This window comes from Pseudactinotalea sp. Z1748 (assembly GCF_049725185.1).
Lineage (GTDB): Bacteria > Actinomycetota > Actinomycetes > Actinomycetales > Beutenbergiaceae > CALKWS01.
On the sequence record NZ_JBMPQB010000003.1, the window covers coordinates 433,095 to 447,637 of the forward strand.

Genomic DNA, 14,543 nt, shown 5'->3' on the forward strand with positions numbered 1-14,543 from the left:
CGGCTCACCCGGTCCACGCCGCGGCCAGCGCCGCTCGGGTGTCGGCGAGCAGTTCGGGTACCGCTTTGGTGCGGGCGATGATCGGAAGGAAGTTCGCATCACCCGCCCACCGCGGCACGACGTGCTGGTGGGCGTGTGCGGCGACCCCCGCTCCGGCGCTGTGGCCGGAGTTCATGCCCAGGTTGAACCCGTCGGGCCGTTTCGCGGTACGCAGCACCCGCATGGCGGTCTCACTCAGATCCACCATCTCGTGACGCTCTCCGGTGTCCATGTCCGTCAGGTCCGGCACGTGCCGGTAGGGGCAGATCAGCAGGTGTCCGGGGTTGTACGGGAACAGGTTCAGCACCACGTAGCAGTGGTCACCGCGGTGCACGATCAGGGCCTCGGCATCCTCACCCTCGGGTGCCCGGCAGAACGGGCAGTCCGCACCGGCATCCGAACTACGAGGCTTGGCCTCACCGTCGATGTAGGCCATCCGATGCGGGGTCCACAGCCGCTCGAAGCCGTCCGGGGTCCCGGGCAGGGACGCCCCGTCCTGCTCCGGTGGCTGGTCTGGTCCGATCGGCATACCGGTGATCCTACGGACTGCGGGCGGGGAAGCCCTGTTCGCCGGCACGTGCACGCCCGTACCCGAGGCCGGGCGATCAGACCTGCACCCGGTCCCGCACCGCTTTGATGATCAGCGCTACTGCCTCGGCCACCGGCACCGTGTTGCGCTGGGAACCGTCCCGGAACCGGAAGGACACCGCCCCGGCCTCCACGTCCTCGCCACCGGCGATCAACTGGAAGGGCACCTTGGCCTTGGTGTGGGTTCGGATCTTCTTGGCGAACCGGTCATCGCCGGTGTCCACCTCCACCCGGATGCCCTCGGCCCGCAACGTCTCGGCGACCTGTTCCAGGTACTCGTTGAACACCTCCGCCACCGGGATCCCGACCACCTGCACCGGCGCCAGCCAGGGCGGGAACGCACCGGCGTAGTGCTCGGTGAGAACACCGATGAACCGCTCGATGGAGCCGAACTTGGCCGAATGGATCATCACCGGTTGCTTCCGGGTGCCGTCGGCGGCCTGGTACTCCAGGTCGAAGCCCTCGGGCTGGTTGAAGTCCAACTGCACGGTGGACATCTGCCAACTGCGCCCGATCGCATCGCGGGCCTGCACCGAGATCTTCGGTCCGTAGAAGGCCGCACCGCCGGGGTCGGGCACGAGTTCCAGCCCGGACTCCTCGGCCACCTGCTGCAGCACCGCGGTGGCCTCCTCCCACTGCTCGGAGGTTCCCATGAACTTGTCCCCCTCCCCGCGGGTGGACAGTTCCAGGTAGTAGTCGGTCAGGCCGAAGTCGCGCAGCAGCCCGAGGATGAAGTCCAGCAGGTGGCGGATCTCCCCGGGCACCTGCTCGGCGGTCACGTAGGAGTGGGAGTCGTCCATGGTCAGCCCACGTACCCGGGTCAGGCCGTGCACCACCCCGGACTTCTCGTACCGGTACACCGAGCCGAACTCGAACAGCCGTAGCGGCAGCTCCCGGTAGGAGCGGCCGCGCGAGCGATAGATGAGGTTGTGCATCGGGCAGTTCATCGCCTTGAGGTAGTAGTTCGAGCCCTCGAACTCCATCGGCGGGAACATGGTGTCGGCGTAGTAGGGCAGGTGGCCGGAGGTGTGGAACAAGCCCTCCTTGGTCACATGCGGGGTGGCGACGTACTCGAACCCCTCCTCGATGTGGCGGCGCCGCACGTAGTCCTCCATCTCACGGCGCAGCACACCCCCCTTGGGGTGGAACACCGGAAGGCCCGAGCCCAACTCTTCCGGGAAGGAGAACAGGTCCAACTCCACGCCCAGTCTGCGGTGATCGCGGCGCTCCGCCTCGGCAATCCGGTCCAGGTGCCCGCGCAGTTCAGCCTTGCTCGGCCAGGCGGTGCCGTAGATGCGCTGCAGTTGCGGGTTCTTCTCACTGCCCCGCCAGTACGCGGCCGCGCTGCGCATGAGGGTGAAGGCGTTGCCGATGATCTTGGTGCTGGGCAGGTGCGGGCCCCGGCACAGGTCGCCCCAGACCACCTCGCCGGTGCGGTCGAGGTTGTCGTAGATGGTCAGTTCACCGCCACCGACTTCCACCGAAGCACCCTCGGCGTCGTCGGCGGCGTTACTGCCCTTCAACCCGATGAGTTCCAGTTTGTACGGCTCGGCACCGAGTTCGGCGCGTGCCTCGTCCTCACCGACCACCCGGCGGGCAAAGGTCTGCCCGGAGTTGATGATGCGCTGCATCGCCTTCTCCAGTTTCTTCAGGTCCTCCGGGGTGAACGGCTCGGCGACGTCGAAGTCGTAGTAGAAGCCGTCCTTGATCGGCGGTCCGATACCCAGCTTCGCCTGCGGGTCGGCCTGCTGCACGGCTTGGGCGAGTACGTGGGCAGCGGAGTGGCGCAGGATGTCCAGGCCGTCGGGACTGTCGATGAGCACCGGTTCGACGTCGGCGCCGGCGGGCACGCTGCGGAAGAGGTCCTGCAACTCCCCGTTCACCCGCATCGCGACTACCTCGCGGCGATCGCCGTACAGGTCGGTTCCCGTGGTGCCCGGCTCGCCCCCGGTGTGCTGCTGGGACGGGGCGTGCACTGCGTCATCGGACACGGCGAACTCCTGGTTCAGGTGGGGTGCAGGGACCGGTTGATCCTACCCAGGGACGCCCAGGTCCTCACACGGCAATGCCGGCGACCCCGGCCCTCCGCACACGACACGTGCCGGCACCCCCGGCTCGGAACCGTTGGTACATATGCGAAAGGCTCCGGTCCGCGGACTCCACCGGCCCGGAGCCTCTCGGTGTGGTGGGCGATACTGGGATCGAACCAGTGACCTCCTCGGTGTGAACGAGGCGCTCTACCGCTGAGCCAATCGCCCGGGGCGTCGTGTGGACGCAGTAGACGATATTACCAGCCCCGCGCTCAGGTTCTGCACACCGCGAGCGTGATCGGGGCCGCAGTTGCCTCGCGTGCTACGGATCGATCTGCTGAACCGAGCGAGCGGTGAACTCCCGCCCGAGCATCGATGTGGCCGGGCCGGGGTGGAGTTCGCGTCCGTCCACCGCCACGACCGGTACCAACCCTCGCGTGGAGGACGTCAGGGCCGCATGCTGCGCCTCGTGCAGCGCCGAGAGCGGCAACGTCTCCTCGCGCACCTCAATGCCGTAATCCCCGGCCCACTCCAGCACCAACGCTCGGGTAATACCGGCCAGGCAGCCCGACTCCAACGGCGGGGTGATCAGCACCCCGTCGGACTCGAGGAAGATGTTCGTACCGGTGCCCTCGCACAGCTCCCCCCGGGTATTGGCGAAGATCGCCTCCCCGTCGCCCTGCTCGGCGGCGTAGGCGAGCGCGCGGGCGTTCTCGGCGTAGGACGTGGTCTTCAGCCCGGCGACGGCGGAGCGTTCGTTGCGCGTCCACGGCACCACCCGTACCCGCACGGGCCCGGGAGCCTTGCCGGGGGCAGCGGCGACCACCAGCGTGCCGGGGGTCTCCAAGCGCTCCGAGCCCAGCGGCCCGGGCCCGTCGGTCCAGGTGATCCGCAACCGGCCCAACTCCTCCTCGCCCCGGGTGCGCCGCCACTCCTGGGCGACTGCCTCCACAGCCTCGCGCACCTGCTGCTCCTGCGGCGCCTTCAGGCCCAGCCCGGTGGCCGAACGGTGGAGCCTGTGCAAGTGCCGAGTCAGGGCGAAGACTTGCCCCCGGCGGAGTTCGCAGGTCTCGAACACCCCGTCACCCACGGTCAGTCCGTGGTCGAGGGCGTCAACGAGGCCGGCACTAAAGGGGCGGATGGATCCGTCGAACCACACGATCATGGTCACTACTGTGCCAGAGGTGGTGGCGGTGCACCGCCACCCCGCTCCTACCCGGTGGCCGCCACCGCCTCGTCCCCGCGTTGGGGTCAGGACGAGGCCAGGCCCACCAGTCGCGCGGCCTTGAGCTCGGTCTCGGCCCACTCCCCCTGCGGGTCCGACCCGTAGGTGATCCCAGCTCCGGTGCCGAAGCGCAGGGTGCCCGACTCCCACCAGAAGGTCCGGATGCCCACCGCCAGGCACGCGGTACCCGCGTCGGCGTCGATCCAGCCGATCTGCCCGCAGTAGGGTCCGCGACGAGCCGGTTCCAGTTCCCCGATGATCTCCAGCGCGGCCGCCTTCGGCGCACCGGAGACCGACCCGGGGGGCTGGGTCGCCGCGAGCAGGTCCGACCAGCCGGCACCGCCGACGTTCAGATCCGCGGCCGAGAGCCGGCCCTGCACCCGGGACACCAGGTGCACCAGGCCCGGATGGTGTTCCAGCGCGAGCAGGTCGGTGACCGCCACCGTTCCCGGATCGCACACCTGGTGCAGGTCGTTGCGCACCAGGTCGGTGATCATCAGGTTCTCCGCGCGATCCTTCGCCGCGAGCAGTTCCGGCGCGGGTGCGGTGCCCTTGATCGGACCGGAGGTGACCATCCCCGCAGAGACTCCGAGACCCAGTTCCGGGGACGCGGTGACCACCCACGCGGGCGGAAGGCCCACTGCGCCGTCGGCGCCCGCACCACCCGGGACGTCGATGTAGCCGGCGTACGGCGCAGGGTTGCCCTCGGCGAGCATCGCGGCCAGGGCGCCGGCGTCGGGACGTGCTGCCATGGACGCTGCGAGTATCCGGCAGATGTTCGACTGGTAGACCGCGCCGTCCCGGATGTAGCGACGCACCCGGACCACCGCATCCACATAGTCCTGCTGTGACATTGATGACACCCAGGACGACCCCGCCGGGCCGTGCCAGGCACCCGCGTCCGCCGTATCGCCGTCGTCAGCCTCGCGGGCCCGGGCCGGCTCGCCGGACCGGGCATGGCCAGGGGGTGCCTCCCGCTGCACATCGGCGAAGCGCCAGGCGTGCCAGGGTCCGTCGAACTCTGCCACCACGGCCCACCAGCCCCCACCGGCCAGGGCGCGGGCATCGGTGCGAAGATCGGCGTAGTCGACGGCCCGCCGAGCCACCACCCCGGCGAATTCCGCCCGACCGTGATTCATGCCTCAACCGTAACGGCGAGCCCGGTTGGACTCAGCCGACGCCGGTGGGTTAAAGTTCTGGACGCACGCACAAGCGTGGCACGCGGACGTGGCTCAGTTGGTAGAGCATCACCTTGCCAAGGTGAGGGTCGCGGGTTCGAGTCCCGTCGTCCGCTCGGTGGCCCGGCCCACGCGGGACTCATCGGGTCCTAGAAGCAGCACTGGTGGGTTGGCCGAGAGGCGAGGCAGCGGCCTGCAAAGCCGTATACACGGGTTCGAATCCCGTACCCACCTCACGGGCGATTGGCGCAGCGGTAGCGCGCTTCCCTGACACGGAAGAGGTCACTGGTTCGATCCCAGTATCGCCCACCAACGCACATCCGCACTCGACCAGCGGATGGGGCGTTCGGTGTACGCATTCCCAGATCCGCGCGCACCCATGCACTGGAGGACATGTGGCGACCACTACTCGGCGGCGCCCGTCGGGCCGTATCCGACCCGACGAGGACGCACCCCTGCTGCCGATCCTGGCGCGCCGCGTTCGGGAGGTGGAGGCCAAGGCCGCCAAGAGCGGCCGGGTGGGCCCGACCAACCGCACCAAGTTCCAGGTGATCGCCCTGCTGGTCCGCGAGGAACGCTCCCGGATCAAGGCCGATGAGGACATCTCCTCAGCCACCCGCACGGAGTTGCTCAAGCGGCTCGATGGGGTGGCCACCATCCTGGCCCGCACCGCCGCCCAGGACACCAGTCTGCTGAATGTCCTCAAGGACGACGCCACCCCTTCCCCGGCCGCCCAGCGGATGCGTCGGGACTGGTTGCTGGACTCGGGCAAGGCCCTCAGCGCCGATGAGATGGAGATCAAGGCCCCACAGGTACCCGAGCGGGAGACCGTGCCGGCCCAACTGGCGGAGAAGCAGGTGGTGCCGGCCTCCGTGAAGGCCAGGATCAGGGCCAACCCGTTCCTGGCCCCGGACCTGCAGCAGTTGCGCGCCGAGTCCAGCCCCGGGTACCTGTCCGGATGGGACCTGATGGATCCCCTGTACCGGGCCTTCGAACAGGGCTCCGGGGGTGGGGTGGCCACCATGGACCTGCCGCCGATTCCTCGTTTCGACCGGTTCTCCCCACCCGGGATGGACCTGATGCCGCACCAGATACGGCTCCTGGAGGCGGTGCGTCGCGGGCACCGCTCGTTCCTGCTCGCCGACGAACCGGGGCTGGGCAAGACCGCCCAGTCGGTGCTGGCCGCCTCCGTCGCGGACACCTATCCGATGCTGGCGGTGGTGCCCAACGTGGTGAAGATCAACTGGGCGCGGGAGGTGCAGCGGTGGACACCGCAGCGCCGGGTCACTGTGATCCACGGCGACGGCGATGACATGGACGCCTTCGCCGACGTGTTCGTGGTCAACTACACCGTGCTGGACCGGCACCTGTCCTGGTTGTCCACCCTCGGCTTCCGCTCGATGGTGGTCGATGAGGCCCACTTCATCAAGAACCTGTCCTCCCAGCGTTCCCAGCATGTGCTCAACCTGTCCCGCCAGATCCGCGCCGGCGCGCCCGGTGGTAAGCCGCTGATGATGGCGCTGACCGGTACCCCGTTGATCAACGACGTGGAGGACTTCAACGCGATCTGGCAGTTCCTGGGTTGGACCGACGGGCAACAGGCCTGCACCGAGCTGATGCAGGCGCTCGAGGCCACCGGGCTCACCCCGGCCGACCGTGCGTTCTACCCGGCGGCCCGCGCCGCGGTCATCGATCTGGGCATCGTGCGCCGCACCAAGTCCGAGGTGGCCAAGGACCTGCCGGCCAAGCGCGTGGCCGACCTACCGGTGGAACTGGACGATGAGATCGGGCGTTCGATCCGTGCGGCCGAGGCCGAGGTCGGTCGCCGTCTGGCCGCCCAGTACCGCCGACTGGAGGCGGCCCAGGAGGTCTCCTACGTTCCCCCGGGCCAACTCGACGTGGCCCTGCTGCGCAAGGTGGCCCTGGCCGAACTGGAATCCTCCCGGAACGCCAAAAGCGGCGACAACGTGTTCACCATGGTGCGCAAGATCGGTCAGGCCAAGTCCGCCCTGGCCGCCGATTACACCGCCCAGCTGGTGCGCTCGGTGGGCAAGGTGGTCTTCTTCGCCAAGCACATCGACGTCATGGATACCGCTGAGGAGATGCTCGCCGAGGCAGGCCTACGCACGGTCTCGGTGCGTGGGGATCAGTCAGCCAAGGCCCGCCAGAGCGCCATCGACGCCTTCCAGAGCGATCCGGAGGTCGCGGTGGCGGTGTGCTCGCTGACAGCCGCTGGCGTCGGGCTGAACCTGCACGCGGCCTCCAACGTGGTGTTGGCAGAACTGTCCTGGACGGCAGCCGAGCAGGAGCAGGCGATCGACCGCGTGCACCGGATCGGCCAGGATGACTCGGTGACCGCCTGGCGGATCCTCGCCGCGCACACCATCGACACCAAGATCGCCGAACTGATCGACGCCAAGGCCGGTCTGGCCGCGCGGGCACTCGATGGCGCCGACGTCGAGGTCGGCACCGGTGACTCGGTGCAGCTCGACGCCCTCGTCCACCTGATGCGGAGCGCGCTCGAGGGATGAGCGTGAGACCCTAGTCGTCATGCAAACCTGGCCCGGCCGCCCCTATCCACTGGGCGCCACATATGACGGTTCCGGAACGAACTTCGCGATCTTCTCCGGAGCCGCCGAGCGAGTTGAGTTGTGCCTGCTGGACGACGAGGGTTCCGAGGAGCGGATCGAGGTCACCGAGGTCGATGCGTTCGTGTGGCACGTCTATCTGCCCTCGGTGCGACCCGGGCAACGGTACGGATACCGGGTGCACGGGCCGCACGACCCCGACGCCGGACACCGGTGCAACCCGGCCAAACTCCTGCTGGACCCCTACGCCTACGCCATCGACGGGCAGATCGATGGGAACGAGGCGCTGTTCTCCTACACCTTCGCCCAGGGTGAGGGCGGAGAACTCAACGCCATGGACTCGGCCCCCCACACGATGACCTCGGTGGTGACCAACCCCTACTTTGACTGGGGCCACGACCGGCCACCCAACCACGAGTACCACGAGAGCGTCTTCTACGAGGCGCACGTGCGCGGGCTGACCCGGTTGCACCCGGAGGTACCCGAGGAGATCCGCGGCACCTACGCGGCCCTGGCCCACCCCGCGGTGATCGGGCACCTGCAGGACCTGGGTGTCACCGCGATCGAACTGATGCCGGTGCACCAGTTCGTCCAGGACCCCCACCTGCAGGAACAGGGGTTGAGCAACTACTGGGGCTACAACACCATCGGCTTCTTCGCACCGCACAATGCCTACGCGGCCTACGGGGGCCGGGGTGAGCAGGTGGCGGAGTTCAAGTCGATGGTCAAGGCCCTGCACGAGGCCGACATCGAGGTGATCCTGGACGTGGTGTACAACCACACCGCCGAGGGCAACCACCTGGGCCCCACGTTGTCCTTCCGTGGGATAGACAACGCCGAGTACTACCGGCTGGTCGATGACGACAAGCGTCACTACTTCGACACCACCGGCACCGGCAACTCCCTGTTGATGCGCTCCCCGCACGTGCTCCAACTCATCATGGACTCGCTGCGGTACTGGGTCACCGAGATGCACGTGGACGGTTTCCGGTTCGACCTGGCCGCCACCCTGGCGCGGCAGTTCCACGAGGTGGACCGACTCTCCTCCTTCTTCGACCTGGTCCACCAGGACCCGGTGGTCTCCCAGGTCAAGCTCATCGCCGAGCCGTGGGACCTGGGCGAGGGCGGCTACCAGGTGGGCGGCTTCCCGCCGCTGTGGACGGAGTGGAACGGCAAGTACCGCGACACGGTCCGAGACTTCTGGCGCGGCGAGCCGGGCACACTCGGTGAGTTCGCCAGCCGGATCGCCGGTTCCTCCGACCTGTATGAGCACACCGGCCGTACCCCGGTGGCCTCGATCAACTTCGTCACCGCCCACGACGGGTTCACGCTGCGTGACCTGGTCTCCTACAACGACAAGCACAATGAGGCCAACGGTGAGGACGGCCAGGACGGCGAGGATCACAACCGGTCCTGGAACAGCGGCGTCGAAGGACCCACCGACGATCCGCAGGTCAACGCCCTGCGGCTGCGTCGGCAGCGCAACTTCCTCACCACCCTGCTGCTGTCCCAGGGGGTTCCGATGCTCTCCCACGGCGACGAGATGGGCCGCACCCAGGGTGGGAACAACAACGTCTACGCCCAGGACAACGAGATCGCCTGGATGGACTGGGACCTCGACGAGGAGCAGCGTTCCCTGCTGGAGTACACCTCGCGGTTGATCGCCCTGCGCCAGGACCATCCGGTGCTGCGCCGGCGCCGGTTCTTCGACGGCTCCCACTCAGCCTCCAACGGGTTGCCCGAACTTCCCGACCTGGCGTGGTTCAACCCCTCCGGGGCTCCCATGGATCCCGAGGCGTGGGAGGACGAGGATCAGCGTGCGGTCGCGGTGTTCATGAACGGTGAAGCGATCGAGGAGCCCGACGATCGGGGCCGGCGCGTCGTGGACGACTCCTTCATGATGCTCATCAACTCCGGCAACGAGGACCTCACCTTCCACCTGCCCGGACCCGATTACGGCGACTCCTGGGTGGTGGCGGTCAGCACCGACCCCGAGAGTGACCTCACGCACCTGCACGACCCGGACGCGGCGCTGACGGTGACCTCGCGCTCGATCGTGGTGCTGTCCCGGCCGCCCTCCCAAGGCACCGACGAGGGCGATGAACAGGAACCGACGCGCCACCAGGACCGCTGATGCCGCGCACCCCGATCAGCACCTACCGGCTGCAACTCGGACCGGACCTGAGTTTCGATGCCGCCGCCGCCAGGATCGACTACCTGAGTTCCCTGGGCGTCACCGACCTGTACCTTTCCCCGATCCTTACCGCCGCGCCCGGCTCCACCCACGGCTACGACGTCGTGGACCACTCCCGGATCTCCCCTGCTCTGGGCGGGCGGGACGGATTCGAACGACTGGTGGCCACCGCCCGAGCCCGCGAGATGGGCATCGTGGTGGACGTGGTTCCCAACCACATGGCCGCACCCACCCCTGCGAGTGAGAACGCGGCACTGTGGTCGATGCTCACGTACGGTCCGGACTCCGACTACGCCGAGTGGTTCGACGTGGACTGGGCTGAGGACTCTCAGGTGCTGATGCCGGTGCTCGGGCGGCGGTTGGGGGCGGCGATGGCGGCCGGGGAACTCACCGTGGCCCATGTGAACGAACCCGGGCACGGCCTGGATGGCACGGACCCGGTGCTGTGCTATTACGAACACCGCTTCCCACTGCGCCCGGGAACCGAGCACCTGCCCCTGGCCGAACTGCTGGAACGCCAGCAATACCGGCTGGCGTACTGGCGGGTGGCCGATGAGGAACTGAACTACCGGCGCTTCTTCGATGTGGGAACCCTGCTGGCGGTGCGGGTGGAACGACCGGCGGTGTTCGAGGCCACCCACGCACTGCTGCTGGAGTTGATCGAGCAGGGCCTGATCGATGGCCTGCGGATCGATCACCCGGACGGGCTGGCCGATCCACGTGAGTACTTCCGGCGCCTGCACGAGGCCACCGGTGGTCGGTGGAGCGTGGCGGAGAAGATCCTGGAACCGCACGAGACGATCCCCGCCGATTGGCCCACGGCCGGGACCACCGGGTACGACGCGTCGTGGCGGATCGGGCAGGTGCTCATCGACCCGGCCGGGTCTGCCCCGCTGGGCGCGCTGATGCATGAACTCACCGGCGACACCCTCGGCTTGCTCCCGGAACTGGTGGCGGACGCCAAACGCGAGATCCTGACCACCTCCCTGCGCGCCGAGGTAGGCCGGCTGGCCGGGGTGATCTCGGAGATCTGCCACGACGACGTGCGGCTGCGCGATCACACCCGCGCCGCGATCACCGACTGTCTCACCGAACTGGTGGTGGCCGCAGACCGGTACCGGGCCTACGTGGTGCCGGGCGAGCCCGCCCCCGCCGCCGCACAGGCGGTGGTGGCCCAGTGGGCCGAGCAGGCCGCGACCCGGCTGTCCCCGGAGCGGCTGGAGACCCTCGACGTCGTCACCGACCTGGTCCTGGGACGCGAGACCGGCAGCGCCGGACGACGCCACGAGGCCCGCCGCGGCGAGGTGATCACACGATTCCAGCAGGTGTGTGGCGCGGTGACCGCCAAGGGTGTGGAGGACACCGCCTTCTATCGGTGGACGCACCTGACCAGCCTGTGTGAGGTCGGTGGCGCCCCCGGCGCCTTCTCGGTGGGACCGGACGAACTGCACGCGTGGGCCGGTGCCATCCAGACCGCACGGCCGGCCTCGATGACCGCCGGATCCACCCACGACAACAAGCGCGGGGAGGACGTGCGGGCCCGCATCGGGGTGATCTCCGAGCACGCCGAGGCGTGGATCCACCTGGTGCACCAACTGCGTGAGGTCACCGCCCCGGTCCGACCGGACCTGCACGGACGCACGGAGAACCTGACCTGGCAGACCCTGGCCGGCACCTGGACCGGCAAGGGCCCGATCAACGCCTCCCGGCTGGGCGACTACCTGATCAAGGCGGCCCGGGAGGCCAAGGACTGGACCACCTGGACCTCCGTGGACGCCGAGGGCGAGCAGGCCCTGGTCGACTTCGCCGAGCACCTGGTGACCGACCCGGCAGTGCACGAACTGATGCAGGCCTGGGTGGCTCGCACCACCGAATCGGTGCGGGTGGCCACCCTGGCCACCAAGGCCCTGCAACTGACGGTGCCCGGCGTGGCGGATGTGTACCAGGGCAGCGAGACCACCCGGGTGGCCCTGGTGGATCCGGACAACCGCGGCCCCGTGGATCACCACGCACTCACCGAGATGCTCAGCCGGCTGGACTCCGGGGCCGGACCCTCCGGGCTGGTGGAGGAGAAACTGCGCCTGGTCGCCGCGGTACTGCGACTGCGCCGGCGCCGTCCCGAGGTCTTCGTCGGCGCCCGCGCCGGCTACCAACCACTGGCAACCTCCACCGGCCACGCGATCGCGTTCGCCCGCTCGGCCGACGAGCAACCACAGGCGGTCACGATCGCGACCCGGCTCCCGGTCGCCCTGGGCCGCCTGGGTGGGTGGGGTGAGCACACCGTGGTGCTGCCACCTGGCCACTGGCATGACGTGATCAGCGGCGCCGAGCATCCCGGGGGCGCCCAACCGGTGAGCGAGGTCCTGCGACACGGCCCGGTCGCCGTCCTGGAGGTAGCCGACCGCCCCGCGGACCAGGAGGAGAGTTGAGCGTCCCCGCCCGAGTGTGGGCCCCGAACGCCGAACGGGTTGAGATCGACCTGCCCGGCATCGGTGCGCGAGCGTCGATGCGTCCCGAGGGCGAGGGCTGGTGGGCCAGCGAGCCGGTACTGGAGACGGGCACCGACTACGCCTTCAGCCTCGACGGCGGCCCGCTGCGCCCCGATCCCCGCTCGCCGTGGCAGCCCCAGGGCGTGCACGCACCCTCACGCTGGTACGACCCGACCGACTTCGACTGGACCGACCGGGAGTGGGCCGGCAAGGGCGTGCACGGTGCCGTGATTTACGAGTTGCACATCGGCACGTTCACCCCGGGCGGAACGCTGGACGCCGCGATCGAACGGCTGGACCATCTGGTGGCCCTGGGTGTGGACATCGTGGAGCTGATGCCGGTCGCGGCCTTCCCGGGTGAACGCGGCTGGGGGTATGACGGCGTCGGTCTGTACGCCGTACAGCACCCCTACGGTGGTCCGGCCGCGCTTGCCAGGTTCGTCGACGCCGCCCACAACGCGGGCCTGGGCGTGGCGCTGGACGTCGTCTTCAACCACCTGGGGCCCTCCGGTAACTACCTGGGCGAGTTCGGCCCCTACTTCACCGACCGCCACCACACGCCCTGGGGCGCGGCGGTCAACCTCGACGGCCTCGACTCCGCACCGGTGCGCGCCTTCATCATCGAGTGCGCCCTGCGATGGCTGGATGACTTCCACATCGACGCACTGCGCCTGGATGCGGTGCACGAGTTGAAGGATGACTCCGGTGAGCACCTGCTCGCCGAACTGTCTCGCGCGGTGGCGGACCTGAGCAGCCGGGTTGGCCGGCCCCTGGGGCTGATCGCGGAATCGGACCTCAACGACGCCGCCATGGTCGCCCCCGTCACCGCGGGCGGGCGCGGCATGGACGCGCAGTGGGCCGACGACGTCCACCACGCGATGCACGCCTACCTCACCGGAGAGCGGCACGGTTACTACGCCGACTTCGGCGATGCCCCCACCTTGGCCAAAGCGCTCACGCGGGTGTTCGTGCACGACGGCGCCTACTCCTCCTTCCGCGGCCGCCACTGGGGCGCACCGGTGCCGCCAGAGGTCAGCGGACATGCTTTCGTGGCCTCCCTCAACACCCACGACCAGGTCGGCAACCGGGCCTTGGGCGACCGTCCCAGTGCCACCCTGAGCCCCGGGCGACTGGCGATCGGGGCGGCGCTACTGCTGGCCGGCCCCTACACCCCGATGCTGTTCATGGGCGAGGAGTGGGGTGCCACCACCCCCTGGCTCTTCTTCACCGACCACGCCGAGGAGGGGTTGGCCGAGGCGATCCGTGCGGGCCGCCAGGCCGAGTTCGGCGATCACGGATGGGCCCAGCTCTACGGCCGTGCCGACCTGACGGTGCCCGACCCCCAGGATCGGCGAACGTTCGCCGCCTCGGTGCTGGACTGGTCCGAACCCGCCGGGGCAGACCACGCCCGGCTGCTCGCCTTCTACACCGACCTGGTCGCGCTACGCCGAGACCACCCGGACCTGGCCGGGGGCGACCGCACCGTGACCACGGTGGATTTCGACGACGACGCCGGCTGGTTGACGATGCGGCGCGGCTCCGCCGTCGTCGCGCTCACCACCGGCACCGCCCAGCAGGTCCCGCTTCCCGCCGGCACCGGGCGTGGTGTGCTGGCGGCCTGGGATCCGGACGGCACCTTCCTGACCGACGACGGCGCCCGGGTGCACCTGGGTGCGGATTGCGTCGTCGTCCTCGGCTGAGCCCTTCCGTCCGCTCACGGCGCTGCTGGGCGGATCCCTTCGACAGGACCGGCCCCGGCCAGGACCGGTACCGTGGCGGAATGAGCAGCGTCTTCACCAAGATCATCGACGGGCAGATCCCGGGCCGGTTCGTCTGGTCCGATCCGGAGTGCGTGGCGTTCCTGACGGTGGAGCCCCTACGGCCCGGGCACACCATGGTGGTTCCCCGTGCCGAGATCGATCACTGGCTGGACGTACCCGATGACCTGGCCCAGCACCTGTTCACCGTGGCCCGGCACATCGGCCGGGCACAGCGGAACGCGTTCGACCCGCGCCGGGTGGGCCTGCTCGTGGAGGGCTACGGGGTGGCGCACGTGCACCTGCACGTCTGGCCGAGCGTCTCCCCCGATGACTTCGACCCGGGCAACGCCGAGCGCGACCCGGACCCGGCCGCTATGGACGCAGCCGCCGAACAGTTGCGGTCCCAGTTGCGCGCCCACGGCCACAGCGAGTTCGTCCCGCAGGGGTGAGGT

9 protein-coding genes and 4 tRNA genes are annotated in these 14,543 nt (G+C 69.2%); 8 read left to right on the top strand and 5 right to left on the bottom strand.

The features are described from left to right. Positions 1-4: 4 nt before the first annotated feature. The 5 genes from ACO0LU_RS09360 to ACO0LU_RS09380 all read right to left on the bottom strand — a co-directional run bounded on the left by ACO0LU_RS09360 (position 5) and on the right by ACO0LU_RS09380 (position 5,021). Positions 5-568: an HIT family protein gene (locus ACO0LU_RS09360; protein WP_424791097.1), complete on the bottom strand. Its 564-nt coding sequence runs from the start codon at positions 566-568 to the stop codon at positions 5-7. Positions 569-644: 76 nt separating this feature from the next. Continuing rightward, positions 645-2,618, bottom strand: a complete 1,974-nt coding sequence (gene thrS, locus ACO0LU_RS09365) for a threonine--tRNA ligase (RefSeq protein WP_424791098.1) — start codon at positions 2,616-2,618, stop codon at positions 645-647. Positions 2,619-2,810: 192 nt separating this feature from the next. Further along, positions 2,811-2,885, bottom strand: a tRNA-Val gene (locus ACO0LU_RS09370). A 94-nt stretch (positions 2,886-2,979) separates the two neighbouring features. Further along, positions 2,980-3,822: an aminotransferase class IV gene (locus ACO0LU_RS09375; RefSeq protein ID WP_424791099.1), complete on the bottom strand. Its 843-nt coding sequence runs from the start codon at positions 3,820-3,822 to the stop codon at positions 2,980-2,982. A gap of 86 nt (positions 3,823-3,908) precedes the next feature. Beyond that, on the bottom strand, positions 3,909-5,021 hold the full coding sequence (locus tag ACO0LU_RS09380; protein WP_424791100.1) for a chorismate-binding protein: 1,113 nt from the start codon (positions 5,019-5,021) through the stop codon (positions 3,909-3,911). A gap of 82 nt (positions 5,022-5,103) precedes the next feature. On the opposite strand from ACO0LU_RS09380, the gene ACO0LU_RS09385 reads away from it, so the two are divergent. From ACO0LU_RS09385 to ACO0LU_RS09420, 8 genes are all read left to right on the top strand, one after another. After that, positions 5,104-5,176, top strand: a tRNA-Gly gene (locus ACO0LU_RS09385). A gap of 47 nt (positions 5,177-5,223) precedes the next feature. After that, positions 5,224-5,294 (top strand) — tRNA-Cys (locus tag ACO0LU_RS09390). 3 nt (positions 5,295-5,297) lie between these two features. Further along, a tRNA-Val gene (locus tag ACO0LU_RS09395) sits at positions 5,298-5,372 on the top strand. Positions 5,373-5,455: 83 nt separating this feature from the next. Beyond that, a complete protein-coding gene (locus ACO0LU_RS09400) occupies positions 5,456-7,591 on the top strand; it encodes a DEAD/DEAH box helicase (RefSeq protein WP_424791101.1) in 2,136 nt (711 codons plus the stop codon). Between the two features lie 19 nt (positions 7,592-7,610). Continuing rightward, entirely contained in the window at positions 7,611-9,782 is a 2,172-nt protein-coding gene (gene glgX / locus ACO0LU_RS09405; protein WP_424791102.1) for a glycogen debranching protein GlgX, read from the top strand. Then, positions 9,782-12,271, top strand: a complete 2,490-nt coding sequence (gene treY / locus ACO0LU_RS09410; RefSeq protein WP_424791103.1) for a malto-oligosyltrehalose synthase — start codon at positions 9,782-9,784, stop codon at positions 12,269-12,271. Before glgX ends, treY begins: the two co-directional genes overlap by 1 nt. Continuing rightward, positions 12,268-14,031: a malto-oligosyltrehalose trehalohydrolase gene (gene treZ, locus ACO0LU_RS09415; protein ID WP_424791104.1), complete on the top strand. Its 1,764-nt coding sequence runs from the start codon at positions 12,268-12,270 to the stop codon at positions 14,029-14,031. Before treY ends, treZ begins: the two co-directional genes overlap by 4 nt. Positions 14,032-14,111: 80 nt before the next feature. Then, complete coding sequence (locus tag ACO0LU_RS09420) at positions 14,112-14,540, top strand: HIT family protein (protein ID WP_424791105.1); 429 nt, start codon at positions 14,112-14,114, stop codon at positions 14,538-14,540. Positions 14,541-14,543: the final 3 nt, after the last annotated feature.

What these genes read in the sequence shown, in the direction of transcription:
- ACO0LU_RS09360 (WP_424791097.1), bottom strand. Translation starts at nt 568, where the DNA reads ATGCCGATCGGACCAGACCAGCCACCGGAGCAGGACGGGGCGTCCCTG.
- ACO0LU_RS09375 (WP_424791099.1), bottom strand. Translation starts at nt 3,822, where the DNA reads ATGATCGTGTGGTTCGACGGATCCATCCGCCCCTTTAGTGCCGGCCTC.
- ACO0LU_RS09380 (WP_424791100.1), bottom strand. Translation starts at nt 5,021, where the DNA reads ATGAATCACGGTCGGGCGGAATTCGCCGGGGTGGTGGCTCGGCGGGCC.
- glgX (WP_424791102.1), top strand. Translation starts at nt 7,611, where the DNA reads ATGCAAACCTGGCCCGGCCGCCCCTATCCACTGGGCGCCACATATGAC.
- treY (WP_424791103.1), top strand. Translation starts at nt 9,782, where the DNA reads ATGCCGCGCACCCCGATCAGCACCTACCGGCTGCAACTCGGACCGGAC.
- ACO0LU_RS09420 (WP_424791105.1), top strand. Translation starts at nt 14,112, where the DNA reads ATGAGCAGCGTCTTCACCAAGATCATCGACGGGCAGATCCCGGGCCGG.